This is a genomic window from Halomonas sp. H2 (assembly GCF_050215315.1).
In the GTDB taxonomy this organism is placed as follows: Bacteria; Pseudomonadota; Gammaproteobacteria; order Pseudomonadales; family Halomonadaceae; genus Vreelandella.
In genome coordinates, this window is record NZ_CP189760.1 from 894,321 (window position 1) to 920,716 (window position 26,396).

Below are 26,396 nucleotides of genomic sequence, written 5' to 3' on the forward strand. Positions count from 1 at the left end.
GCGTGGCTCTCTAGCATGGTGACTTCCATTGACTTCATCAATACGGATACAGCCATGAATATGCGGAGCATTCGACCCTGCCACCTGCTGATTGCAGGTCTTTTGTTTATACCGAAAACGCCCTATGCTGCTGCAGAGGATGAACGCCCTGACCCTACCCTGGACGACCCGATCACCAAGCTTGAGTCAGTCACCGTTACGGCACGGCGTCGCGAAGAAAGCCTTCGGGATGTGCCCGCGTCAATTCATGTGGAGAGCGGTGAATCGCTGGAACAGAAGCGTATGCTCGATGGCGCGGCGGCGTTGCGTGATGTGGCGGGTGCCAGTCTCGGCACGTTCGGAGATCGCTCCAATGCGTTTACCGTCATTCGTGGTGTGGCACCGATCCTTACGCCCCTTAGCCCGGATGATAGCTCGGTACTGACGTTCGTCGATGGTGCGCCCATGCCGATGGGCGCTTCGCTCTCACCCTATCTGGATTTGGAGAGGATGGAGGTCGTCAAGGGGCCGCAAAATACATTGTTTGGTCGCAATACGGCCGGTGGTGCTATCAACTTGGTGCCTGTGCAGCCTGATCATAGGTTCGAGGGTTCGTTACGTACAGAGGTCGGTACGGATGGTATCTTTCGTGCCGAGAGCATTATCAATGGCTCCATCGTGCCTGAACGGCTTGCTGGCAGGTTAGCGATTCGCCGCTCCCGAACTGATGGCTATATTCCCAATAGTGCGGGTGAGGATCTGGGCAAAGATGAGAGCTGGGTAGCACGTGGTTCTTTACTGTTCACCCCCACCGAGCGAACAAACTGGTTGCTTAGTGTTCAGGGAGAAAGCACTGACACCGCACCTACGGCCTACATTGCTGATCGCCCGGGGCAGGCGAAACAGGCGGCTCAGAACAAGACCGTGGATGATCTGCGCATGCTCAGTATCAACTCACGACTTGAACATGATTTCGACACATTCACGGCAACGGCGCAAACCAGCTATGCACGCTTGAATAACCGCAATAGCTACAACTTTCCCGATGCCATTATCGCCAGTGACTTTAGTGGATTGCCACCATCTGACTTCCTGGATCCTGAAACGAACTTTATCGATTGGGATAAGCGAGACTCACGGTTGACCCAAGAGTTCCGGGTAGCTGCGTTGCCTGATGCACAGGTTGGCTGGCTCGCGGGTGTGGTGTTCTACCGGGATGAAGCGCAACGAAATCGCAATAGCGAAATGTGGTACTTCGGTCCTTCCGCCACGGGCAGCACCGACTACGATCTCACCACAACAGGGCAGGCAGTATTTGGTGAAGTTAACCTGCCAATGAATGATCAACTGCAGCTATCGCTGGGCGCGCGTGCTACCCATGAATCCAAGGAATTCCACTCGGAATTCACCAGTGACGGCATGTCTGGAGCTGTGCCCTATTTTGCCGAGGAGGGGGAGAAGAGCTACGACTTTGTAACGGGGCGGGCAGCGCTCACCTACGATTGGTCCCCCGACCTGATGACCTGGGCGAGTCTTTCCAGAGGCTACAAGAGCGGTGGCTTTGGGCAGGGTAATTCGCTTATGTGGAGCGGTGTACCCCGAGACCCCTATGACTCCTCGACGGTATTGACCTACGAGCTGGGTGCCCGCTCTTCATGGCTTGATGACCGCCTGGCGATAAGTGGGGCATTGTTCTTGAATGATATGCGTAAGGAGCAAATGCAAACCTGGGACTACGAGGATTTCACCGGTAAGAATCTGAACCTGGATGCGCGTTCAGCAGGTTTAGAGCTAGATGCACAGTATCGCCCCTCGGGCCGCTGGTGGCTAAGCGGTGGTGTTGCCTATACCAATACAGCACTGCGCAACGTGTCTGAGGAGGCGGCGACTCTACAAGATGGCTTGAATAGTGGCAATCACTTGCCAACAGTGCCGGAATGGTCCGCCAAAGCAGCTATTGGCTATCAAGTAGCGGGTCAAGACCTCGGCCTTGGTGGAGTATTGGCAGATGGGACCGTCAACGCGCGGCTTGCTTATAACTACATGGGGAGCCGCTACACGGATGCGTCTAACTTCGGCAAGTTGCCACCAGTACATTTGGTATCCGCCCGCCTGGGGATGGATTTCGGTAATAGCGAGGTGTACTTCTTTGGAGACAATCTGCTGGATGAAGAGTACATGAGTATTAAAGATCGCTTTGGCACGGATGCAGATGGCAATCCGGTGTTTGGTGTGTCCTATGCTCGCGGTGCCACAGTAGGACTAGGTGCTGCCCTCCACTTCTGACGCCCGTTTCCGCGCCCCCACAGTGCTATGGAAGGCTTTAGCCTCAGGGATGAAGGCTTTATGCATTTAGCTTGTGCATTAATAAAGAGTCTGATAAAAATATCTTTTGATATTGATTATCATTATTGTTGCGGGGCGGGTATGAAGGGAGGTATGAATCAGTCAGACTTGGTAAGCACTCGGGGCAGATTGGAGAGTTCTACACTCCAGAGCACAGACCATATAGGGGTCATGTTGCAGCCTGGGCTCATTGTTTGCCACACCACGGCTGAGTGCCTAGGGGCAATTGATACGCCGAAGTCATTTTCGGGAGATCACCAGTTTCTGCATCTGAATTGCCAACTGGCTGGCAGGTTCGACGGCCAAGTGGGTAACCGTACGCTGGACTACTCCCAAGGCGATGTGAGCCTAGGCTATTCCGCCGGAGAGTCCTTTTTCATTCGCCATAGCCATGATTTTCAGAATTTAACGGTGATGGTCTCCCCTGAGGCTCTTTATGGTTTGGCTGGAGAAGAGGTAGAGGATCTGATTGGCCGGGAGAGGGGAGAAGAGGCTGATTTCTTCGTCCGCCATGCTGGCCAATGCCGCAAAACGATGCGCTCAGCGATGAGCATTGCCAATCTGATGAAAGATATACCACAGCACCGATTATTGCTGCATGCGGCAACGTTAGACTTTCTTCACTGGCACTTGTCAGCGTTCCAGACCTGCCGTGGGTGCGATGCACTCTCCCCTCGTGTATGTCGCCAACTGGATGGGGCCAAAGAACTTCTGCTACAAGATCTCAGTGATCCACCGACCATTGCAAAGCTCGCACGTGCTGTCGGTATGAACGAATGCAAACTGAAGATATGCTTTAAAAAGCGATTTGGAACGACTATTTATGCACTCTTCCAAGAAGAGCGCATGAAGAAAGCAAAGCGCTTGCTACAAGATTACAATGTCACCGAGACCGCTATGGTACTTGGCTACTCTAATGTCAGCCATTTCAGCACCGCTTTTCTGAAGCAGTTCGGGTGCCTGCCGAGTAGAGTTAGACAGTTCGCTGGCGCTGCTCAGTAGAGAGCGATGAGTCACTATGTCCTCTTCTAATGCCCTCTCCGAATAGCCCGGCGCCGACTCTGGGTGGAGTTTGTCTTGCAATTCAACGATCACTCCTCTGAGGGTGAATGGCTGTTTTCCTGAATTCTTGAGTGGACTTGGATGCCCTGGTGTTGTGTATCCCATAGTGTCCGGTAGCGGCCTGCCTTTACCAGCAATTCGTCATGTGTTCCCTGCTCGATAAGCTGGCCGTCTTCAACGACCAGAATTCGGTCGGCGCCGACGATAGTCGACAGACGGTGGGCGATAACGATCACTGTCCTATTGCGTACAAGTGCATCGATGGCGTGGTGTACGGCCAGTTCGTTCTCCGCATCCAGTGCCGCGGTGGGCTCATCGAGGATGACGATTGGGGCGTTCTTGAGTAGCGCTCGGGCAATCGAGATACGCTGGCGCTCGCCCCCGGAAAGTCGGTCGCCGATCTCTCCCAGCCGTGTGTGCCAGCCTTGGGGGAGGCGCTCGATAAATGTCAGGCACTGCGCCGCCTTAGCAGCGGCTCGAACCTCGTCTTCGCTTGCTTCGGGCCGCGCCCTACGGATGTTAGCGAGGACACTGCCGTCGAATAGGTATACATCCTGGAATACCACTGAAATTAAGTCACTCAGTGCTTCACTGGGTATCTGGCGCAGGTCAGTATCGCCAATCGTAATGCGTCCTTGCTGGGGGTCGGCATAGCGCATTAGTAATCGAGTCACCGTGGTCTTACCTGCGCCCGAAGAGCCCACCAGCGCCGTCATGCTACACGCCGGAAACATGGCGCTAAAGCCCACGAGCGCAGGGTTATCGGCTTGCGTATAGCGAAAGGAGACGTCTTCAAAGCGAATGTCGAAGGTGTCGGGTACGACAGCGGGAGTCTGCTGTGGCAGAGGGGGGACCGCCAGCAACGCCTCGATGCGTTCCAGTGCTGCCTCGATCATTTCCAGCATCATGGTATAGCTGACAAAGGTTGCCAGCGGTTCGGAAAAGCGCACGATGATGACCAAGGCGGCTGCCAGCGACGCAATATCCAGGGTTCCCATCACCACCCAGGTGATGGCGCAGGTCGCCACTCCTAACAAGCCAAGTTCTACTACGCTGGCGACGATAACGTCGGGTTTAGCCGCGTGTTGACGGGTTTTAACCTGCACGGTTTCAAGATGCTGAAAGCTGGCATGCAGTGCCGCCGCTTTTGTCCCTTCGCTACATGCCGCGCGTAGAGCCGACAAGCCCTGGAGATACTCGACGATGTCGGCACTGGTGCGCCGATGCGCTTGGTTAAGCTGGCGCATGCCGCGCCGCATGGCCGGGCGGCGCCAGCCGTAGAGGGGCACGATGGCGGGGAAGACCAATAACAACACCACACCCAGTCGCCAGTCCACCAGCAGTGCGGCCAATGCGACGGTTAGCGGGGTGACCACTGCTAGCATGATGAGGTTGGCGATGGCCAGGGTGTAATTGAGGTTTTCATCCACGTTGCCGAGCAGCATCGACGTCATCTCCCCCGTGCGACTGTCCTGCAAACGTTCCAGTGGCATGCGGCGCAGCTGTTCGCCAAGGCGGGTGCGCAGCGCGTGGGTCATTGCTGCCAACTGGCCGTTGTACTCAAAACCCTGTGCCCACCAGCGCAGAACAGTGGTGGAGATGGCCAAGAGCGTCATGGTTGCCAGCCAATGCAGTGCAGCCTCCGTATCACCGGTCGACAGCATTGCCCTGAATATCGGAAACAGGCAGGCCAGTGCCAGCCCCTGGGCGATGGCGGCCACCAACAAACCGATCAGGCTGTTGCGCAGTGCCGCGGCATGCCCGCCAGCCGTTTTCAGCAGGCAGCGCCAGGTTGTGTACCAAGAGGTGGTGGAACGGCGGTCTGGGCCGGAGGTTATCATCGGTTATTCTCGCGCTTCAGCGCCCAGTGTTGGGCTTGCTCGTGGCGGTTCCAGAGCCGGGCATAGACACCGTCCTGCGTCACCAACTGATCGTGTTGACCGCTCTCAACTAGTTGGCCTCGCTCGAAGACCAGTATCTGATCGGCAGTACGGATGCTGGCAAGCCGGTGGGTCACCATTATCACGGTCTTGCTACGCATTAGCGCAGAGAGCGCCTTCATTAGTGCTGCCTCGTTCTCTGGGTCGGCGAAGGCGGTGGGTTCGTCGAGCACTAGAATGGGGCGGTTTTGCAGAATAGCGCGGGCAATCGTAATGCGCTGGCGCTGGCCACCGGAGAGCAGGCCGCCACGCTCCCCCACAGGTGTGGCGTAGCCCTCGGGTAGATTTTGGATGAAGCTGTGCGCCTGGGCTGCGCGTGCCGCTGCCACCACCTCATCCATTGTTGCCTCCGGCATCCCCAGGCGGATGTTATTGGCAATGCTGTCGGCGAGCAGAAAGGTCTCCTGAAACACAAAGGCGACCTGGGCCATGAGAGTTTCGGTAGTCATATCCCGAACATTAACGCCGCCGACCCGGACGCATCCGGCGTCGACATCCCAAAAACGTGGAATCAGTCGAGCGATGGTGGTTTTGCCAGCCCCCGAGGAACCGACCAGGGCAGTGACGCTGGCGGGGGCTGCATGGAAGGTAACATCGCGCAGGGCGAGCTCGCCGTCGCATAGCGCGTCAGTGCCGTATCCAAAGCTGACATCCTCGAAATCGACGGTGGTACTTGTTGGTAGGCAGGTCTGTACGGGCGTTGGCAATACGGGCAGCGCCATGACCTGCTGAATGCGCCCAATGCTAAGTTTCGCCCTGGCGACCAGATGATGGAGTGCCATCAATGGCATCACGGACTCGGCCATACCGACGCCTAGCAACAACACAGCAGTCCAGGTAGCGAAATTCAGCGTACCTTGCGTTGTTAACCAGCTCCCTAGGCCCAGCAATACGATCAGGGTTGGCAGCGGGTTTAGCACTGCGAAGGAGTAGCGGGCGGCGAAACCTGCCTGCTGGTACCAGTCGGTGAGCACGTTTCGATAGCTCTCCAGTGCCTGCTGATAGCGGCTGAAAGTCACATGGCCGGTATCGAAGGTACGCACCACCGGCATCGCCTGAACGTACTCGACGATTGCCGCGCTGACGCACTCGCGTGCTGTGTTGTAGCGACGCTGCATTGAGTTGGCATCACGCATGGCCAGGCCAAGTACCCCCAATCCCAACAGCAGCACGGCCACTGCGCCTGATGCCAGCCGCCAGTCTAGCCAGACAAGGATCAGCAAGGTGCATAATGGCGCTACAATGGCGCGGGCATACAGTGGCGTACTGTCGGCCACGAAAAGGTGCAGCGCTTTGATATCGTCCTGCATCACCTTGGCCAGTGCGCCCGCCCCATACTGCTGTATATCCCCTAGCGACACCTGCGCTAAATGTTGCGCCATGTCAGTACGCAGAATCGTCTCCAAGCGGAAAGCAGCATAGTGAGACTGGTTGAACGCACTCAGTCGTAGCAGCAGGCTGGCGGCCAGGCAGGCAACGGCCGTGGTCATTGGTTGCCAGGGCCAGACATGGGGGTGTTGGATTAACTGCCCCAGTACAAGCGCCAGCAGGGCAATCGACGCGAGCCCGAACATGGCACTCGTGCCCGCAAGCAACATGGCAAAACGGATCTCTCCCTGCACGGGTCGCATGATATCCCACGGCTTATTCATCTCGCCTCCTCGCTAATCGCCAATGCGGCGGGTTGAAGAGGCGAACGTTCATACCTGCGATGTGCTGCTCTTCCGGTTGGCTGGTAGCGTAATGAGAGCAGCGCAGCGATGACCGCCGTCAATACTGCCAGTGCTAATACGCCTGCGTAGCCGAATGTATCCGCTAGCGCCGCACCCGCCGACATCATGCCCATGGCGACGAACATATTGAGACTGTACTGAAACGTGTAGTCGGTCGCCGGGCTTTCGAAGGACGCATGATCCATCATGACCGTGGCAAGAACGGTCGCCGCAGGATTGTAAAGAAGAAAGAAGAGGCCAATGGAGAGGGTGGCGACCATGTCGCTGGTATAGCCAAACACAGGTAGGGCAATGACCGCGATCCCCGGTATCTGAACCAGGGCGGCACCGATCAGGGCCTTACGTCGCCCTAGTTTGGTGAGTAGCCAGCCAGTCGATAGTGCTGCTAAGACACCCAACGAGGAGCCGACGACATTGACAGAAAAGCCGATGCGCTCCATTCGCCACCCCGCATCGACCAGTATGGGCGTAATGAGGGCGTAGGCAAGGCTGCTCGACATTGGATACAACAGCAACAACACGAGCCAGTGGCGGCCATTGGGTTGCCGCCAGAATGCCTTGATACACCGCATCAAGGTATTGCCAGATGCCCGTGGCGTATTCCAGCGTGGTTCACGAAACCATACCAGTAGTGCCAGGGGTAAGCAGGTGCCCACGGCAAGGATCATCACACTGCCATGCCACCCTAAATGAGGATAGGCCAGTAGCACCGCGCCCCCGCCCAGCATGTTCCCCAGCAAGCCACCAGCAATCTGGATACCGTTACCCACGCCTCGTTCATCGGGGGAGAGCAGACGGCACGCCAGCCCATCGATGGCAATGTCCTGGGTTGCCGAGAACACCGCCACGAGCAAGCACAGGGCATAAATCACTGTAAAGTCATTGAGTGGCTCGAATTGACCGAAACCCAGGAAGGTCAGCGCCAGCCCACTCTGCATGACGATTAGCCAGGTTCGGTAGTGACCGATACGGGCAATGCTATATTTGTCCACAAGGGGCGCCCAAAGGAATTTGAAAGGCCAGACCATCCCCATTAGATAGATAAGGCTCACCTGCCCCAACGTGGCTCCCTGTTCTCGCAAGATGACCACCAGCGCCACCACCAGGAATCCCAGACCGAGATACTGAGTCGTGTATAGGCTGGCCAATAGACACCAGGTAAATTTGGGTGTTTTCGAGCTCATGTGCGGCCTCATGGAAATCAGAAGGTGTGGTTAACACCGAGTCCGAAGGCACGGCCCTGGGCTGGCGCACCATAGTAGGTAGACGGTGGTGCAAAATAGCCATACAGGTCGTAGTGCTCATCCATCAGGTTGCGTCCCCATACATACCATTCAGTGTCGCCGCTGCCGACGCCAAGACGCATATCGATCTTGTGATAGGCATCGAGGTCGAATGAGTTCTGAGGATCAGCAGGACGCGCGCCTTGATAGTTGTAATCCAAGCGAGCGTTTAGTAATGGAGAGGAGATGCCGAAGAAGGGCGAAATCTGCTTTTGATAGACGAGCGCCAAGTGGCTAGACCATCTGGGAATATCGGGCATATGGTTACCGGCATGTACGTCGCCATCCCCTATCCCGAAGGCATCCGTGGTAATTTCTGCATCGATATAGCTCACATCACCTGACAGAGTGAGGCCATTGTCGAATTGCCAGCTTGCTTGTAATTCAGCACCCATGCTGCGGGTGTCGGCATTAACTGCACTGACGGCGTAGGTGGCAGAGTCGTAGGAAAGTAAGTGGTTATCCTCGACATCCGTGTAGAAAAGGGCGCCATTCAGGGTCAGGCGTTGCTCTGCCATTGCCGACTTAAATCCTAGCTCTGCTGATTTGGAAGTTGCCGCACGGTAGCTGGCTGTGCCTGGGGCGTTGCCGTAATCCTGGAATCCGCCGGGGTTGTAGCCGCGCGAGAGCATGCTGTAGACGTTGATCTCCGGTGTTAGCGCATGGGTCAGCCCGATACGGCCGGTGGTGAAGTCGTCGCTCAACGTCTCTGATTCGCCTGTCGCCGCCCCGCCGGAAAGGTAGGTGGCATCAAAGGTCTTGCTGTCCCAGGTGTGGCGCAGCCCCGCGGTCAGTTTCCAATCACTGGAGAGAGGCAGGGTCGTCTCTCCATAGAGACCGTAGCGGTTCGTGGTGAAATCCCGGAACTGGGCGTTGGAGGTACCATAGGTGTTGCGCGGGTTGTCATAGGAGCGATCCGAGTGCAAAAGGCTTAACCCACCAATCCAGAAGGTGTGAGCACCGGGTAGCGACGACAGGCGAAGATCCTGGGTTAGTACTTGTTCGCGAGACTCCTGCAGTTGCCAGTATTCGGTGGCATTCGGGTTGCCGGTTCTGGACGCCTGGATCAACCGGTCGTAGACGACAGGCGAAGTGTTAAAGCCGTCGGTGTAGGACGTCACAGCGGTGAATTGGCTATTGTCGAGTTCGTGATCAACTTGCAGGGAAGAGCGCTCTACTGTCTTGTGACTGTTAGCGTAGATGCCTGGGCTTACATCCATCACCGGATTGTCTCCGTAGGGGCGAAGGACGATGTTTTCCCCCATGTGCCTAGCCTTTTGTCGTTCAGTGCTAACGAGAACGGAGGTGTCAGGCGTGGCGTCCCACATCAGGCTGCCCCGGAGTGCCAGCAGATCCGGTTCGGCAACTGGCTCGCCTGTTTGCAGGTTGGTGATGGGGTAGTCAAAGGCCGATTGTTGAATAGCGATGCGGCCGCTCAATTGGTCGGTGAGCGGCCCGCCAATGGCGCCTGCCACCAAATGTTGCCCCTCCTGGCCATACTCACCCCGGGCGTAGCCTTCGACATGGCGCGTAGGCTTACGGGTAGTGATGTTGATGGCGCCTGCTTCGGCCAGGCCGCCGAATAGGGTGCCTTGCGATCCTTTAAGCACTTCGATGTGTTCAACATCCAGATTGCCCAGGGAAATGTGCCGGGAAGAGAGCGGGCTGCCATCGAGATTCACGGCAACGGAGGTGTCATCCATGCTCATCGGGTAGAGAGCGCCGATGCCGCGGATATAGAGGGAAGAGACGTTGGCACCGCCAGACGAATTGACGTTGACGCCGGGCGTGGCGCGCAATACGTCTTCGATTGATGTTAAGCCGCGCTCCTCAATCTCCTCACCCGATACTAAGGTAATGCCGAAAGGAAGATCCTTGGGGTCTTCCTGGGTCTTGCCGCCCCGTGCGGAGACCGTAATGGTCGGTAGTGGTGAAGCCGTCACGGCGTCTGCTGCGCTTGGTTCTCCCTCGCTCTGCTGCGCATAAGCGGCATTGATCAACAGCAGAGACGTACAGGCGAGCAGTTTCAGGAATCCTGAGTCACGTGCCCCTACCAAGTACTGGTGAACCTGCTTGTTAGTTGATCCCTTTCTTCCCATGGTTACCTCCCCGCCTTATTGCGATGGATAGACGCCAACTGGCTGCCTTCTCCTTCCCGGACATATCCTGATCGGGCATAAGATATAGGCAGCGTTGGTCTCTTGTGGCCCTCGACATTTTGTCTGAGAAACTGCACTATTTATGATTGAGAATCATTTCTATATCTACTCGAATCGGGCCAATCTCTGCCCGTTTCGGTTGACGGGCAGTTAGCCGAGTGATTAGAGCGGGGAAAAGTGATGCCTATGTCGGTTTATTCTTCATTTGGTGCCAAAGCTGATGTCGCCGTATCGACGCTGTTGGCACCAGGGCAGGGCGCATCGCTACCAGTGTCTCGAGAGGATAAGTGCACACTGTTAAGGCACACTCTTCAGGATGGTGTGGATATCGTTGTGTGGAAGGGGCACTTTGCCCGGCCGCTAGCATTCGATATTTATGATGACGATCACAGGATCAGTTTTGCCTGTTCACTTGCCGGTAGTTCGCAAAGCCGGTTAGATGATGGCGCCTTGCCGTGTACCCACACTTTGCAGGAAAAAGAAGCTAGCATTAGCTTCCATCCTGGGCGACATGGCACCTTCATCCAGGCAGGAAAATTCGAAAGCATCACGGTTATGGTGCGGCCTGATATCTTGGAGGCGTGGCCCAGCGGTGCGCATGGGATTTCGCAAAATACGGCTGGCGAGGACTGCTTTCTGACACGTTGCGCTTGCAATGCCGAACTTCGCGCGACTGCGCAAGTGTTGAGCCAAGGGCTGTGTGCGACGCAGGCTGTTGCTGGTAGTAGCAGTAATCGCCCACCGCTATGGTTACTCGGCCAATGCCTGGTCATGGTGAGCCTGATACAAGAAGGGAACGGTCATTCAACATCTCACACAGACCGGATACTTTGGCAAGATCAGCAGCGTTTACTACGTGCGAGGGATTTTTTGTTACATGACCTTAGCGCCGCGCCGACACTGCCTGAGCTTGCACAAGAGGCAGGCCTAAGCCTGCTGAAACTCAAACGCGGGTTCCGGCAACTCTTCGGTAACACCGTCTACGGGCTTTTTCAGCAAGAGCGCATGCAGGAAGCGCGACGGCAACTGAACCTGGGCTTGCCGGTATTGGCAGTCGCCGCTGAGCTGGGTTACACCAATGCAAGCCATTTTGCCGTCGCGTTCAAGAAACAGTTTGGCATCAACCCTTCAGAGGTCAAACGCCAGCGCTGACTGCGATGCTCACGGTTGTGCATTGACACTGCTTGTGAATTGAAAAAGAATAAGAATCATTTTCGAATCAGTGAGGCACTTTTTATATGGCGGCGGCACCCCGATCAGCCGAGCCTGTGGCTTACCATACCGGCTGTCGAAACTCCCTCGGTCAGTTATATCACCACCATCAGCCTTGGTTGCAGCAGTTGCTCAGCCAGCGGTTGGGATGTAGTGAGTCGGCGGCGGATCTGGCGCAGGATGCGTTTGTGCGGCTGCTGAAAACGCCTCGCCATTTGGATAGTTTCGAAGGCGCCAGAGCCTATCTCAGCCGTATGGCTAAAGGGTTGTGCGTGGATCATTGGCGCCGCCAGGATATCGAGCGCGCCTGGCAGCAAGCCCTGGCGGCCAGCGCCGAGGCGCATTTGCCCTCTGCTGAACACCAGCAAATTGTCATCGAAACGCTGTGCGAAATCGACCACATGCTGGCGCGGTTGCCCGAGAAAGTCGCTAGCGCCTTTCTGGCCTCCCAACTGCATGGCAAACCCTATCGGCAGATTGCTGAGGAACTGGGAGTTTCCGAACGCATGGTCAAAAAATATATGGCCCAGGCCATGCTGCAGTGCGCGTTGATCGAAGCAGGCTTCGAGGCGAGCCTCTAAATGGCCTCTGCCGCCAGCTCCGATGAAGCCGCCAGGCGTCGTGCGTTGGCGGAGGCCGCCGAATGGTTTGCCGAGTGGCAAGCGGGGGAGTTGTCGGCAACAGAGCGTCAACGCTGGCAGGCATGGCGGGATGCCAACGACACCCATCGCTGGGCTTGGCATCAAGTGGAAGGCGTCAGCCGCCGCTTCACTGACAATCTAGGCAAGGATGAGCGGCAAACCGCTGACAGCGTGATTAGCCTGGCGCGCCAGCGGCGGCGGGGGCGGCGCCACCTGTTGGGTGGGCTGGCCAGCCTCGCGCTGGTCTCTGTACTCACCGCGGCGCTTTGGCAAAGCACACCGCTGCCAAGGTTGGTACAGCAGTGGGGCGCTGATTATCACACCGCCACCGGCGAAATCACTCGCATCCTACTGGAAGATGGCACCCAGGTCTGGCTGAGCAGCGCTTCGGCGCTGAATGTCGATTACGATCAAGACCAGCGCCGCTTGGCGTTGGTGACCGGTGAAGTGCTGATAGAGACCGGCAAAGACGCCGAGCGGCCGTTTTACCTGGATACCCGCAGTGCGCGACTGACGCCTTTGGGTACGCGTTTTAGCGTGGGTGAGCAGCCATCGGGCGAACTGCTGGCGGTGTTTGACGGCGCCGTGGCGATCCAGACCCAGGGCGATGCTCAGCATGCGAGCCAGCGGCAGGTGGTCAATGCAGGCCAACAGGCCCGCTACGCCGCTGACCGCATCGGGGAACTCACGCCCGCCGAAGGCCGCCGGGAAGCCTGGGCCAACGGCATTCTGCTGGCCGAGAGCATGTCGCTCAAGAACTTCGCCGCGGCGCTTAGCCGCCACCATCGTGGCCGCCTTGAAGTCGACCCGGCGGTGGCGAACCTAACGCTGCTCGGCGCTTTCCCACTCGATGATCTGGAACGCACCCTGAACATGGTCGAGACCACGCTGCCGGTGAAAGTGCGCCGGATAATGCCCTGGTGGATCAAGATCGAGGCAGGCGAAGCAAGCTCCAGCGAGGAATAAAAAGAGAAAAAATTGGTTTTTCTGGTTCCCCTTTTTCTCGCTGGTTCGATTCCCCTTTATAAGCACTTAAAACGTATCTGCAAGGGGAATCGAGATGCTCCAACAGCGCACTGCACTTCAACCGCTTACTGCCAAGCACCAACCGACGCTCAACCGCCGCGCCTTGGCGCTGGCGGTTCATTTTGCCGCCGCCGGACTATTGGCCGTGCCGCAGCTATCGCAGCCCGCCATGGCACAAGCCACTCAACAGCAAGCACGCCACTATGATATTGCCAGTGGCCCGGTAAGCAGCGTCATCAACCGCTTCGCCGCCGAGTCGGGTGTTTTTATCAGCGGCGCCGGTGAGCTGGGGGAAGGGCGCCAAAGCCCTGGCCTGCAAGGCCAGTATCGAGTCGATGAAGGGCTGGAGCGGCTGTTGAATGGAACGGGATTAACGGCAGCTCGCCAGGGTGATGGTAGTTATCGGTTGGAAGAGCGGGCTGCGGATGTGGCATTGACGACAGTAGAAGTAACCGGAGCGCGCCTGCCCTACGGCATGACCGAGAATAGCGACTCTTACACAAGCGAAAGCGCTAGCATTGGCTTAGCTTCCCAGTCAGTGAAAGAAATACCTCAGTCCGTGAGCGTCGTAACTCGGGAACGTATGGATGACCAAGGTACGGCCTCATTAGCTGAGGCTATGCGCAATGTCACTGGTATGACCGTGCGTGAGTACGGGCCCAATCAGTACGAGCTCAAGTCTCGAGGTTATAATATTAACTCCTTCCTCATTGATGGTAGTCCTGCTCAGAGTCCAGAAAGTGCCTGGGAAAGCGCTGGAGTATTTGACACAGCCCTACTCGATCGTATTGAGGTGCTTCGTGGGCCTGCAGGTATTCTCCAAGGGACTGGTGAGCCCAGCGGTACCATCAACCTGGTGCGCAAACGTGCTTTAGCTGAAAGCCAAGCTTCGGTTACCCTTTCTGCCGGTACAGATGATGCTTACCGAGGGGTAGTCGACGTAACTGGTGCACTGGATAGTGATGGGCGAGTCCGGGGCCGCTTCGTCGGTGTCTATGATGATCGCGGCTCTTTCATTGATAATGTATATTCGGAGAACCAAGTCGGTTATGGAACCTTGGAGTTCGACCTGACCCCGAATACCACATTGTCCTTGGGGGCAACCATACAAGAGGAGGAGTTCCGTCCTAACTCTGGATTACCGACCTACAGCAACGGCTCCCTACTCAATATTAGTCGCTCTACGTATCTAGGTTCGGACTGGGAAAAACAAGCTGGTGATGCCCAGCGCTATTTTCTAGAATTGGAGCATCAGTTGAATAATGGTGCTGAAATCACTTTTAAAGCCAATCACCAGAATCGAGATTCTAACCTCCAAAAGAGTGAAAGCCATTCGTCCGTTTCACCCGATACCGGTGAATTCTTGATGCGCCGAATCCAGTGGGATCAAGAACGCCAAGATGATTACCTCGAGCTTCAGGCACGTACTCCCTTTGAACTGGCTGGAAACTCTCACGAAGCCGTATTCGGCGCCAGCTATTTAGATAGGGAAGTTATCCGTATATTTGCATCTGGTAATCCGATCACTGTTCCGGCAAGCATTTTCTCTTCCGGCCATAGAACTTCAGAGCCTCCTACCTTCGATCAAAACCCTGTCGATTTTGACGTAGGTAGCAAGCAATATGCGGCTTATAGTAAAGCTCAGTTCAACCTATTTGATCCTCTCACCCTTGCCTTGGGGGGACGCATCAATTGGTGGGAAACTGAGAGTTCCCTCAGTTCTGGAGGATCAGTGAGCGAGAATGCTAGCAGTGGAACAGAATTCATTCCCTATGCGGGCTTGATCTACCAACTCAACCCCGAGATCAATCTCTACGCTAGCTACACCGGCTTCTTCGAACCGCAGACGGCAACAGACCGCAATGACAATATTATCGATCCACGTGAAGGCGACCAAATAGAGATCGGGATCAAAGGATCTAACCTTGAGGGCGGTTTAAACTGGCATGTCGCAGCTTTCCGTATTGAAGACACCAACCGTGCCTTTGCCGATCCTGATAATCCAGGTTTCGCGATCCCTATTGGAAAAGCCGAGAGTGAAGGCTTAGAAGCTGAAATCAGCGGTCAGTTGTTGCCTCGCTGGGATCTCAGCGTTGGTTATGCTTATACGCAGACAGAGTTTGTAAGGGACTCTAGCTCAGAAGACCTCACACTCTCACCGGACACACCTGAGCATAACTTCAACCTATGGTCACGCTATCGCTTTAGCGACAACCCAAGTCAGGGGTGGCGGGTTGGTGCAGGCGTGAATACCGCTAGTGGAGTTTATGCCGAAAGTGGGGATGTTAAAACTGAACAAGGAGGTTATACCACTGTTTCAGCACTGCTCGGCTATCAGGTCAATGAGAACTTGGACATCTCATTGAATGGTAATAACCTAACCGACAAGGAGTACTACTCTACAATTAGAGGAGGAAGTAGGCATAATTATTACGGTGCACCACGAAACTTCATGCTTACCATGGATTACAATTTCTAATAACCCATGGGCAGAGTAATATACCTGCCGTTCTAGGACTTATTAACTTGGCGGAAACTTAACGGCTACTGAAATGATGAGTGATTGAAGTTGCCGCCAAGTTAACAGCGCATATATTTTTATAAGTATTACCATATATTGAGAAAAACATGAGTACTCCTCTCTCTCAACCAAAGATAAACAACGAATTTTCTCTGCGTGCCTTTTTTGTATGCCTCTCATTTTTTATTCCCGTCACCTGTCTAGCTTCGCCCCTACCTTCTACGATAGCACTTAGTTGGACTACTGCCGAAACACTGGTCGCCATTGGCGCCCCACCTGAAGGGATGTCAATGAGAAATAATTATCAGAAATGGGGAAGCATCAGATCCATACCCGAAGACACAGTTGAAGTTGGCCTTTCTTTTCAACCAAATCTTGAACTCATTACATCGATGCACCCTGATATAATAATATCAGACAGTGTTTTCGCCGTATCCGATGAGAAGCTATCAGACAAATACAAGACATATCGCTTCACTCTCTATCACGAAGATGTAAATAGATGGAATGAACTTACAGATTTCACAAGAGAAGTGTCTTCGGCTATTACACTGTCAGATGCTGGAGAGATGTATATAGCCGACGTTGAAAATAAAATTGAACATTTAAAAAATAGAATCAAGGAGTGGAACGAACCACTACTGATTATTCGCGCTCTAGATTCCCATCATGTGAGGGTTTACGGAAAAAATAGCTTGGTTCAAGCCGTGCTTGATCGCCTGGGCTTAGCCAACGCCTGGCAAGAACCAACAAACCAGAAGGGGTTTTCAATTGTCGGTGTAGAGGAGCTAATCGGCATTGATGCGCGACTAGTAATCGTGGAGGGCCCACAACTTTCTGGGAATATAGCAAGCCAACTTTACGGCCGTGGCCTATGGCAGTATGTGCCTAGCATTCGAGAAAAAAATTTAATAACAGTTCCTCCGTTCTGGGTATTCGGTGCTCTTCCCTCAGCCCTCCGCTTCGCCGAATCCCTCGTTGAGGCATTAGAGGGGCCAACCACGCTCTAACACGGATCTGATCACCGCCATATGATTTGTAATGATAAGTATTATCACTTATTGTTTGCGTCTGGTTTTGCCCCTTTTTTGGGGCAGTTGGCACAGGCAATCAATGGCAACGGGCGATGGTATCGATAAAGCAACAGGGCAGAAGCGATGTTCCTTTCGACGCCCTCTATCACAATCATCATAGCTGGCTGCGGCGCTGGTTGAGTGCCAAGCTGGGCTGTTCCCACACCGCTGCCGATCTCGCGCACGATACCTACCTACGCATACTGGCGCGGGGCACTACGCCAGCGCCCGAACAGTCACGCCGTTTTCTGACCCAGATCGCTAAAGGGCTGGTCGTCGACCATTACCGCCGTCGGCGAATCGAAACCGCCTACTTGGAAACTCTCAGCCTGCTTCCAGAAACATTCGCGCCTTCTCCCGAGGAGCAAGCACTCACTATCGAAGTGCTGGTAGAGATCGATACGCTGCTCCATGAGCTTCCCGACAAGCCTCGCCGGGCCTTTCTTATGTGTCGCCTGGACGGCCGGAGTTATCACGAGATCGCCGAGGTGCTGAGTGTCTCGATCTCTTCGGTAGAGAAATATATCGCCCGGGCGTTGCTGGCCTGCCACCGCGCGATAAGTGAATCTCAACCTTAAGTGAATGCCATGAACCGCATGTCCGCCGACGCTTCCCATGAGACCATCGATCCTGCCGTGCTTGAGCAGGCCAGCCTGTGGATGGCGCGCTTATGGAGCGACGACATCAGCGAGGCTCAGCGCGACGCTTGCCTGGCCTGGCGACAAGCATCGCCGGAACATGAACGCGCCTGGCAGCAGTTGCAGGCGATTGATGGCCGGTTGGCCGCGCTGCCGCGCCACGCTGCCCGCAGTGAGCTGTTTTCGTCTTCCCAGGAGGTCTCCCGGCGGGGCTTGCTGCAGTGGGGCGGCTTGGCCGTGCTGCTAGGTGGGCTGGGATTTGGGCTACCGCGCACGCCCCAGTGGCAGCGCCAATTCGCCGACTACGCCACCGGTATTGGCGAGAGTCGCGAACTGACGCTGAGCGATGGCACTCATCTGGTGTTGGATACCGATACCGCCATCGACATAAGGTTCGATGCCCACCAAAGACGACTCCATCTACTGCGTGGTGGGGTGCTGATCACCACGGCAAAAACACCGGATGCCCGTGCATTCAGCGTTATGACCCAGGAAGGGATTTCTTATCCGCTAGGAACCCGCTTCAGCGTGCAACAGCATACTGACAGCACCCAAGTGGCCGTTTATGAGGGGCGGGTGGCCCTGGAGCGGCGTGGAAGTGATGAGCGGGCGACGCTGGATGCTGGTCAGCAGGCTGCCATGAGCGCCGATGGGGTATCGCCACCGGCGCCCTTGGAACCCGCTGGATTAGCCCGTTTTCAGGGGCGGCTGGTGGCCGAAGACATGCGGGTTAGTGAGGTAGTCGAGATATTGGCCCGATATCGCCATGGCGTGGTGCGCTGTGCACCGGAGGTGGCCGACCGGCGAGTGAGCGGGGTGTTCTCGCTGCAAGATACCGACCGCGCCCTGGCCAGCCTGGCCGATGCGCTGTCGTTAAAGGTGGTCTACCGAACGCCATTATGGGTTACGGTCGCGTCGCGTAACACTAACGAAAGCTAGAAAGAAAAATTTCAGAAAACATTGAGGGATTCTCGTTCTCGTTCGGAATAGAAGATGTAGACATAAAAATCAACGGGGATCTTCATGACGACGCAGCAAGCGCACTCACGCTTTATCCGAACGCCTTTGGCCCGCGCCATTCAATACAGTCTACTCGCCAGCTGTTTGGCTGGCCTACCCGCAACGGCGCTTGCCCAGCAAGAAGCAGGGCAGAGTGCCGCCGCTCAGCAACGCTATTCCATCGAAGCAGGACGACTCGATACGGCACTAAACCGTTTCGCGGTCAGTGCAGGCATCGAGATTGCCTTCGATGCCACTTTGACCGCTGGCAAGCAAACCGCAGGGCTGCAAGGTAACTATGGAATAAACGAAGGTTTGGAGCGATTGTTGGCAGGTACCGACCTTGCGCCTGTACGTAGCGCGGATGGTAGTTATCGGTTGGAGATCCTGAATGAGCGTGCTGCTCAGAACTTAGAAACCGTTTCGGTCTATGGCACCCTACCTGCACGTTATGAAGGCCGTTACGCTGACTCCTCGCTGCGTATTCCCAAAGATATTATTGATGTGCCGCGAACTATCGACGTCATTCCTGAACAGTTCCTTCTCGATCAGCAGGCAAGAGAAATGGCAGATGCCTTCCGCCTATCACCCAATGTGGTTGTGGCTGATGGCTATGGTGGCACCCGCGAGCACTCATTGATTCGCGGCTTCAACCGCAACGATAACTTCTATCGTAATGGTGTTCCTTTTAGTCATGAAAGCCGTATTGATCCAGCCACTATTGATAATGTTCAGCTCATCAAAGGGCCAGTTGCCGATATCGGCCGTATGTCACCAGGCGGCATCGTTAACATAGAAACCAAGCAGCCACAGTTTCAACGCGAACATTCCATCTCGACAACCTTCGATGAGCATGGGCAACGACGTGGAACTATTGATCTCACAGGCCCCGTTGGTGAGAGTCAAAACTTGGCCTATCGGATCACGGGATCGCTTGAGGACAGCGAGACATTTCGTGATACCAACGTTGATCGGCAGTTTTTGTCTTCTGCGCTACTCTGGCAAGGTGATTCCGGTGCAAGTGTAGGCTTCAATCATGAGTATTCTAAAGATCGCCGAGAAATAGATAGAGGATTAATTACGTTACCAGCGGGGGATTTGCGACGCCGGCTAGCGGATGTTCCTTTTGATACTCGCTTCGATGGAAATATTCCCAATGAGCGCAACAGTGAATATCACCTGGCTGAGCTTGACGTTGTCATTCCGTTGGCAGATTCAGCCTGGGAAATCGACAATAAACTCTTTTATTCTAGAGAAACGGGAGAAGACCTTCGTGCCGAAGTCATTTCTGTTGGAGCCGATGTTAGCAGCGAACTTACTGGAGATACGCTAATCCGGCGTGTTGGTGCCAACCAAGACCGTATGCGTACATATAAATTTGCTCGCTCCCAGCTCATCGGTGAAATCGACACGGCTATACCAATGCGTGTAGCGATGGGTGTGGAATATCGAGAGTTCAGCCATGAGTGGCGTTACTTAAGCGGTAATCCTCAGATTGGGGGCACTGTATCATCGCCTGACTCTTTCACTCTTATTAATGACCTTGACTCTCCCAGCAGCGAACAATTTTACGATGTTAGCCAAAAGTCGCATGGCGTATTCTCGGCTACCGAGCTCTCGCTAACGGATGCAGTGACGCTTGACCTTGGTCTTAGATATGAAATATCGGAGAGCAGCTACCATAACGATAACTATTTGACAGGTTCAACAAGCGATATCGACTCAGGTAGCAGCAGTAAGCTTACGAAGGGGCTCGGATTAGTCTGGGAGACCATGCCAGGGTTAAATCTATACTTCAGCTTGTAGTGGTCAAGTAAAACTGGCCACCGCCTTATAGTTAACCCAGTACTTTTCCTCTGCCTGGTTCGGACTCATACCACCGTTATGCTGGTGAGGCCTAAGCTGGCTGTAATACCCGATTAAATAGTTCACGATATGATGCTGCCCCTGCAAGAATGAGCGATAGCCATACGTTGGCACCCATTCAACCTTTAAGCTCCTGAAGAAACGCTCCATTGGCGCATTATCCCAGCAGTTACCACGTCGGCTTAGGCTTTGTTTTACCTGGCATTTCCAGAGTGTCTGACGGAACTTACGGCTCGTATAATGACTGCCCTGGTCGCTGTGGAACATAACCCCTTTTGGCCGCCCACGGCTCTCATAAGCCATTTTCAATGCGCTGCTGGTGAGTTCGCTATCGGGCGATAACGACATCGACCAGCCAATCGTTTTCCTAGCAAATAAGTCCATGACAACGGCTAGATAAGCCCAGCGTTTGCCAGTCCAGATATATGTGACGTCGCCACACCAAACGCGGTTGGGCGCCTCAACGTTAAACTGACGCGCTAAGTGGTTCGGTACCTCAACATGTTCATCACCTGTTTTCTTGTAGGTGTGCCCAGGCACTTGGCAGCTAATTAGGCCAAGCTTTTCCATCAGGCGGCCAGCGCGATAGCGACTTAACGGCACATCCTGCCTTGTCGCCATCTCTGCGATGCTGCGCGCCCCTGCAGAGCCTTCGCTCTCGCGAAAGAGCTCTCTGACCTTGGCTATTTCCTTAGTCTTCGTGGCACACACAGGTCTTTTTGAACGTTGTCTCCAGTATTTAAAGCTGCTGCGATGCACGCCAAACACGTCACACAGTTTTTTTACCGGGTAGCTCGTCTTGAGTTTCTCGATTAGCGAGAAGTGTTCAGGGAGTCCGACATCAAGAGAGCGGTAGCCTTTTTTAGGATGTCTTTTTCCATCTCAATGTCACGGATGCGCTTTTCAAGCTCGCGAATCCTGAGCTGATCGGGTGTCATGGGCGTTGCTTTAGGGCTTTGGCCATCACGCTCTTGGCGTAACTGACGAACCCATTTATCCATGCTCGAATACCCCACATTCATGGCTTCAGCCGCTTCTCTAACTGTATAGTTTTGATCAACGACTAGCTGTGCTGCTTCGAGCCGGAATTCAGGGCTAAAGTTACGTTTTGGTCTTGTTGCCATGCTGCCACCTAGTGATGTCTTGGTGCATATTAGCACCTCTAATTAGGTGGCCAAATTCACTATGCCACTACAGTGCCGGTGCGGCTCCATCGGCACTGCTGCCTTGACTATCTTTTGCCAGGAGGCAGTTACTGCGGGCTCTGTCCACTTTCCCCTGAATTCCGCAAGCGAAAGAAGCGTCTTCCTGTATCCGGTAGTTGATGATTACTTGGTGTTTTTATTGGCTGATCTGAGAGCCGAAGCTATTGACCGTATCAAAAAGCACACGGCTTAGCTCGATCACAAGCGTTATTTCCAAGCAATATAGATGGCCTTTCTATAAGGAAAACTAATGCCCCATTAGCAGGATGATTTTTAGTTATCCAGGTTGCCCGCTATCTTAGTGCCACGATTCTTTAAAGCGACGCTAATTCTGGCACTGGGGACAGGGCAATGTGGGAAAGTTACTTAACGGGCTTGGTAGTATCTGGCGGTATCATCATGGCTATCGGGGCGCAAAATGCCTATGTGCTGGGGTTGGCAGTGCGCCGTGAATATCACTGGTGGTCGGCGGGGCTGTGTATGAGCGCGGATATTATCTTGCTAACCGCTGGTATGTTTGGTGCCAGCGCGTTTTTACTGACAATGCCGAGCGCGATGGAAGCCATGCGCTGGTTAGGCGTAGCGTTTTTAAGCTGGTTGGCCGCACAGGCATTACTGCGGGCTGTTAGCGGGCGCGAGGGGCTGCAGGCCGGTAGCGTAAAAGCGCGCAGCTTGCGCGGAGTACTACTGGCGACCTTGGCCGTTACGGTATTGAACCCCCAGGTGTATCTGGACACGCTATTGTTAATTCCTGCCATTGGTGCTCAGCAGGAGAGCGCAGGTGTGTTCGTCGCCGGTGCGTCGACTGCCTCTGTTCTTTGGTTCAGCCTGTTAGCGTGGGGCGGGGCCGCGCTTTCGCCTTGGCTTTCCCGCCCGGTAGCGTGGCGTACCATTGATGGGCTAATTGGCCTGATGATGGCGGCTATCGCCATACACTTAGTGCTGGGTTCTACGTTGCTCTAACAGGTCTCAAGGCTGATTAGAGGCGGCTGAAGTAGCTCTGCATAACGGCGATTACTTTATCTATATCGACATCATCAATATCACGGTGGACAACAAAACGTGTGGCATAAAGTAGCTCAATCAAAATGCCATGCTCTTTCAGCCAAGCAGAGAGCGGCTTCACATGTTCGTCGGGAAAGTGCGCGAACACCATATTGGTTGCCTGAGCGGTAATCTCGGCGCCGGGCAGTTTCGCTAAGCCTTCCGCCAAGCGTGCTGCACGGCGATGGTCGTCGGCTAAGTCAGCGACATTGTGCTCCAGAGCATACTGGCAGGCGGCGGCGATAATGCCTGATTGGCGCATGCCACCACCAACCATTTTACGCCAGCGCCGTGCGCGGTCGATCAAGGCTTGCGAGCCTACTAAGGCAGAGCCGATGGGAGCGCCCAGGCCTTTCGAAAAGCACAGCGACACGCTATCAAACGGCAAGCAGAGTTGCTTCAGTGAGGTGTCCGTAGCTACCGCGGCATTAAACAGCCGCGCACCGTCTAAGTGCGTTGCCAGCCCACGTTCGCGGGCCAGGTTAGTGGCTTTTAATACGTAATCCGTAGGCAACACTTTGCCACCAATGGTATTTTCTAGCGCCAGCAGCTTTGTGCGCGCAAAGTGGAAGTCGTCGGCTTTGATGGCTGCGCTTATTTTCTCTAACGGCAGGCTGCCATCGGCGGCATTTTCAATAGGCTGCGGTTGAATGCTGCCTAACACTGCTGCGCCACCGCCTTCATAGCGATAAGTATGGGCTGATTGCCCCACGATGTACTCATCGCCGCGTTCGCAGTGGGCCATTAGCGCCACTAAATTGCTTTGTGTACCGCTTGGAAATAGCAGCGCCGCTTCCTTACCTGCCTGCTCCGCCAGCTTTTCCTGAAACGTATTGACCGTTGGGTCATCACCCCATACATCATCGCCCACTGGAGCGGCCATCATGGCATCTTTCATGGCGGGGGAAGGTCGAGTCACCGTGTCACTGCGTAGGTCAATCATGCGAAACTCCTGTGATGACAAAAAACTCTTTTCGAGCATACTGCATGTCTAATAAGCGCGAAAAGCGAAACCTAAATACGTAGAGAAAGGACAGAGTCATGCTCGCCACCGATCTAAAGCTCCGTGCCCTGGAACGCAACGATCTGCGCTTTGTTCACGAGCTAAATAATAACCAGAGCATCATGTCGTATTGGTTTGAAGAGCCTTACGAATCATTTGATGAGCTGGAGGAGCTTTATAACAAGCATATTCATGACAACGCTGAGCGGCGCTTTGTAGCAGAGGACAGCGACGGGCATGCCATTGGTTTAGTCGAGCTGATTGAAATCGACTACATTCACCGCAGCGGTGAATTTCAGATTATTATCACGCCAGATCATCAGGGCAAAGGGTTTGCCCGGTCATTAATCCGTCAGGCACTGCACTACTCGTTCACGATTTTAAATCTACACAAAATATACCTGATTGTGGCGGTGGAGAACGTTAAAGCTATTCATCTTTACGAGGAGAGCGGCTTCATAGAGGAGGGGCATTTGGTTGAAGAGTTTTTCATCAACGGCAAATACCGCGATGTGAAGCGAATGTATATCTTGCAGGACACTTACTTAGCGCAGTTGGCTTGATAAACAAGCCGTGAATGGTCTTTGAACCCAATGCTGCATAAAGGTGTTGTGATGAAATATTGATCAGAACGACAACGCCTCAGGCTGAAAACTATCCAAGGGCTGAGGCGTTGTTGCTTACTGCTGGCTCATATAAGCAGCGATGGCGTCGAAAGCTGCGCGTTGCTGTTGGGCACGGTTAGCCCAAACCTGCATCACATCCACTTCTACTGTCTGACCTTGAGCAGCGAAAGATGACATGGCGAGTACTCCTAATTCAGAGGTTGAGGGACGGTTCAGCCATCCTGGGCTCTAGCCCGGATTTCTCATAGCACCTCAGCAAGTACCGCACCCAGGCCGCCATGCTATTAAAAACCTATTGGTACATCTTAAATTGCCTACTTTTTAACCACTTTCCGTCGTTAAGACACACTTCCCCCTTTCCCCCATTGCGTCGGGCCGGGGGAGCCCGAGCATTCAGTTCGGCACCAACCGCCTGACGAGATCGGATAGTTGCGCTTTATAGGGGTAGCTGTCACTCATCAACACCCGGATTCGGCGCGTATTGCGGATGATGACTGCGCCCACTTTGATGAGTTTGAGCCTCAGGTTGCTTGGGCTCATGCGCGCGAAAGGCGTCTTCTTCAGGTAAGTGCGTAAGCGCTCGAACAGCGTATAGGCGAAGCCCGATAAGATCAGCCGCCACTGATTGGCCCACCAGTGCGTACTGGAGGTCCGGTCAGCAAACAGGCTCAGTTGTTGATCCTTGATTCGGTTTTCCATGTCGCCCCGAGCGCAGTACTGCTCGTAGTAGAGCTTGAAGCCGTCGTCATAACGGGAACTAATGATAAACCGGGGATTAGAGCCCAGTTCGCCTTCTTCCAGACGGGCCACCACCCAGCGTGGGTATTTCCAGGAGTGGGCTTGATATTGGAAGCGGAACGTCTCTGCTACTTTCCCTCCCACCTGCCATTGGGTCTTGCGCACCAGCATCATGGGCACGTCCACTTCCTTGAGCAGCCGACTGTTCTTGCCGATACCCACGATGTAGTCGACGTGATGTCGATCGCACCAGTTGAGCATCCTGGGACGACAAAAGTGACTATCACCTCGTAACATAATGCGCGTATCGGGCCAGTACTGGCGAATAAACCGCACCAGTAACGCCAGGATGGCCCAGCTGTGGTGGCTGTCGCTGTGGTCACTGGTGCGCAGATAGCTCACCAGCAGATGGCGGCCACAGAAGACGTACAGCGGGAAGTAACAATGGTGATCGTAATAGCGGTTAAAGAACTTGCCGGGTTGCTCGCCGTGCACGGGAATATCGGTGCCATCAAAGTCCAGTACGATCTCCTTGGGTGGTTCGTTATACTGTTCAATGAAGTGATGCCACAGCAACTCATGGGCCTTCACCATCGCTTGTCGATCGGCGTTCTGCTCACTCCGGCACAGCGTAGACTTGCCCGCCAGCGCCTCTTTTTCACCGACCGCCGTCTGAAGCGCTTGGTCGTAACGTAGAGTCTCATGGTCATTGAAATCTTCGTAACCAGCCGCCACACCGAATACGCGTTGACGAACCATGATGTCGAGCTTATGACGAACCTGTTCCGGTGCGCGGGGATCATGAAGCACGGAGGCCAAGCGGTGCGTCAGACGATGTTGTTTATCAACTTCCCGTAGCAAGAGCAATCCAGCATCGGAGGTGATGTGGCCCCCAGAGAAATCGGCTTCAATTTGCCGGCGTGAGAGTGGCGAGAAGGTCAGTTTTTCAGGTACCATTTTGGAAGCGGCTGTTGGTGCTTGATGGATTGGTTAGGTTCTTGAAATCATAGCACTTTCAGCCGCTTTCTTTTATACCCCGTGAGAAATTCGGGCTAGGGCATAACGCGGCATTAACGCTGTTTGGAGTTGCCTTATTGGGGGGAGTTGTCACAACACTCTGGTTAGTTATCCAGAATCAACGAGAGTACCGCCCAGTGCTAATGGATTAGGTTGGCTGCGTGGTTCTTTAAGCAAATAGCTGACGAAAAATTCAGTGGCGTTTTATATGCTGAGACTATTTAACAATAGTTGAAAGTTGCTGGCGTAGAGGCTTTGTTAGAGTCAGTGAGTTGAGGGAGTTTA

21 protein-coding genes are annotated in these 26,396 nt (G+C 54.4%); 13 read left to right on the top strand and 8 right to left on the bottom strand.

Going from position 1 to position 26,396, the window contains the following annotated elements:
• Nucleotides 1–54: 54 nt before the first annotated feature.
• Together ACQE2I_RS04025 and ACQE2I_RS04030 are read left to right on the top strand one after the other, a co-directional pair.
• The gene (locus tag ACQE2I_RS04025) at nt 55–2,265 is read left to right on the top strand and encodes a TonB-dependent receptor (RefSeq protein ID WP_301397666.1); all 2,211 of its coding nucleotides are present in this window, start codon (nt 55–57) and stop codon (nt 2,263–2,265) included.
• Between the two features lie 231 nt (nt 2,266–2,496).
• Nucleotides 2,497–3,327 (top strand): helix-turn-helix domain-containing protein, encoded by an 831-nt coding sequence (locus tag ACQE2I_RS04030; protein ID WP_301397667.1) that lies wholly within the window; start codon nt 2,497–2,499, stop codon nt 3,325–3,327.
• Between the two features lie 89 nt (nt 3,328–3,416).
• Here ACQE2I_RS04030 and ACQE2I_RS04035 read toward each other — a convergent pair whose 3' ends face one another.
• From ACQE2I_RS04035 to ACQE2I_RS04050, 4 genes are read right to left on the bottom strand one after another with little or no spacing between them, the layout of a single operon-like run.
• Entirely contained in the window at nt 3,417–5,228 is a 1,812-nt protein-coding gene (locus ACQE2I_RS04035) for an ABC transporter ATP-binding protein (protein ID WP_427030187.1), read from the bottom strand.
• On the bottom strand, nt 5,225–6,979 hold the full coding sequence (locus ACQE2I_RS04040) for an ABC transporter ATP-binding protein (RefSeq protein WP_427030188.1): 1,755 nt from the start codon (nt 6,977–6,979) through the stop codon (nt 5,225–5,227). Before ACQE2I_RS04040 ends, ACQE2I_RS04035 begins: the two co-directional genes overlap by 4 nt.
• On the bottom strand, nt 6,976–8,244 hold the full coding sequence (locus ACQE2I_RS04045) for an MFS transporter (RefSeq protein ID WP_427030189.1): 1,269 nt from the start codon (nt 8,242–8,244) through the stop codon (nt 6,976–6,978). Before ACQE2I_RS04045 ends, ACQE2I_RS04040 begins: the two co-directional genes overlap by 4 nt.
• Before the next feature lie 17 nt (nt 8,245–8,261).
• Nucleotides 8,262–10,442: a TonB-dependent receptor gene (locus tag ACQE2I_RS04050; RefSeq protein ID WP_427030190.1), complete on the bottom strand. Its 2,181-nt coding sequence runs from the start codon at nt 10,440–10,442 to the stop codon at nt 8,262–8,264.
• Nucleotides 10,443–10,688: 246 nt separating this feature from the next.
• Between ACQE2I_RS04050 and ACQE2I_RS04055 the strand changes: the two genes are divergently transcribed.
• The 8 genes from ACQE2I_RS04055 (at nt 10,689) to ACQE2I_RS04090 (ending at nt 20,418) form a co-directional block, all read left to right on the top strand.
• Nucleotides 10,689–11,654 (top strand): helix-turn-helix domain-containing protein, encoded by a 966-nt coding sequence (locus ACQE2I_RS04055; protein WP_301397673.1) that lies wholly within the window; start codon nt 10,689–10,691, stop codon nt 11,652–11,654.
• Nucleotides 11,655–11,740: 86 nt separating this feature from the next.
• Nucleotides 11,741–12,295 carry a sigma-70 family RNA polymerase sigma factor gene (locus ACQE2I_RS04060; protein ID WP_427030191.1) on the top strand — a complete coding sequence of 185 codons (555 nt, stop codon included), beginning with the start codon at nt 11,741–11,743 and terminating at the stop codon, nt 12,293–12,295.
• Entirely contained in the window at nt 12,296–13,321 is a 1,026-nt protein-coding gene (locus ACQE2I_RS04065) for a FecR domain-containing protein (RefSeq protein WP_427030192.1), read from the top strand. It abuts the gene before it with no gap.
• 94 nt (nt 13,322–13,415) lie between these two features.
• Nucleotides 13,416–15,860 (top strand): TonB-dependent siderophore receptor, encoded by a 2,445-nt coding sequence (locus ACQE2I_RS04070; protein ID WP_427030193.1) that lies wholly within the window; start codon nt 13,416–13,418, stop codon nt 15,858–15,860.
• A 149-nt stretch (nt 15,861–16,009) separates the two neighbouring features.
• On the top strand, nt 16,010–16,912 hold the full coding sequence (locus ACQE2I_RS04075) for an ABC transporter substrate-binding protein (RefSeq protein ID WP_427030194.1): 903 nt from the start codon (nt 16,010–16,012) through the stop codon (nt 16,910–16,912).
• A gap of 116 nt (nt 16,913–17,028) precedes the next feature.
• Nucleotides 17,029–17,553 carry a sigma-70 family RNA polymerase sigma factor gene (locus ACQE2I_RS04080; RefSeq protein WP_427030195.1) on the top strand — a complete coding sequence of 175 codons (525 nt, stop codon included), beginning with the start codon at nt 17,029–17,031 and terminating at the stop codon, nt 17,551–17,553.
• 9 nt (nt 17,554–17,562) lie between these two features.
• On the top strand, nt 17,563–18,552 hold the full coding sequence (locus ACQE2I_RS04085; RefSeq protein ID WP_427030196.1) for a FecR domain-containing protein: 990 nt from the start codon (nt 17,563–17,565) through the stop codon (nt 18,550–18,552).
• A gap of 84 nt (nt 18,553–18,636) precedes the next feature.
• Nucleotides 18,637–20,418 (top strand): TonB-dependent receptor domain-containing protein, encoded by a 1,782-nt coding sequence (locus ACQE2I_RS04090; protein WP_427030197.1) that lies wholly within the window; start codon nt 18,637–18,639, stop codon nt 20,416–20,418.
• A gap of 3 nt (nt 20,419–20,421) precedes the next feature.
• Here ACQE2I_RS04090 and ACQE2I_RS04095 read toward each other — a convergent pair.
• Nucleotides 20,422–21,602, bottom strand: a protein-coding gene (locus ACQE2I_RS04095; RefSeq protein ID WP_427029213.1) for an IS3 family transposase whose coding sequence is annotated in 2 segments (ribosomal slippage) — nt 20,422–21,335 and nt 21,335–21,602 — 1,182 coding nt in all. Because the reading frame shifts where the segments join, the coding sequence is not laid out codon by codon here.
• Between the two features lie 78 nt (nt 21,603–21,680).
• On the opposite strand from ACQE2I_RS04095, the gene ACQE2I_RS04100 reads away from it, so the two are divergent.
• Nucleotides 21,681–21,803 carry a (2Fe-2S)-binding protein gene (locus tag ACQE2I_RS04100; protein ID WP_427031379.1) on the top strand — a complete coding sequence of 41 codons (123 nt, stop codon included), beginning with the start codon at nt 21,681–21,683 and terminating at the stop codon, nt 21,801–21,803.
• 231 nt (nt 21,804–22,034) lie between these two features.
• Nucleotides 22,035–22,646, top strand: coding sequence for a LysE/ArgO family amino acid transporter (locus tag ACQE2I_RS04105; protein ID WP_427030198.1), 612 nt, complete (start codon nt 22,035–22,037; stop codon nt 22,644–22,646).
• Nucleotides 22,647–22,662: 16 nt separating this feature from the next.
• On the opposite strand, the gene ltaE is transcribed toward ACQE2I_RS04105, so the two are convergent.
• Complete coding sequence (gene ltaE / locus ACQE2I_RS04110) at nt 22,663–23,670, bottom strand: low-specificity L-threonine aldolase (protein ID WP_427030199.1); 1,008 nt, start codon at nt 23,668–23,670, stop codon at nt 22,663–22,665.
• A 98-nt stretch (nt 23,671–23,768) separates the two neighbouring features.
• Between ltaE and speG the strand changes: the two genes are divergently transcribed.
• Entirely contained in the window at nt 23,769–24,293 is a 525-nt protein-coding gene (speG, locus tag ACQE2I_RS04115; protein WP_038481953.1) for a spermidine N1-acetyltransferase, read from the top strand.
• Between the two features lie 117 nt (nt 24,294–24,410).
• On the opposite strand, the gene ACQE2I_RS04120 is transcribed toward speG, so the two are convergent.
• Both ACQE2I_RS04120 and ACQE2I_RS04125 read right to left on the bottom strand, forming a co-directional pair.
• Nucleotides 24,411–24,533, bottom strand: coding sequence for a hypothetical protein (locus ACQE2I_RS04120; protein WP_267900575.1), 123 nt, complete (start codon nt 24,531–24,533; stop codon nt 24,411–24,413).
• A gap of 216 nt (nt 24,534–24,749) precedes the next feature.
• Nucleotides 24,750–26,051 carry an IS1380 family transposase gene (locus ACQE2I_RS04125; RefSeq protein ID WP_427030200.1) on the bottom strand — a complete coding sequence of 434 codons (1,302 nt, stop codon included), beginning with the start codon at nt 26,049–26,051 and terminating at the stop codon, nt 24,750–24,752.
• Between the last annotated feature and the right edge of the window lie 345 nt (nt 26,052–26,396).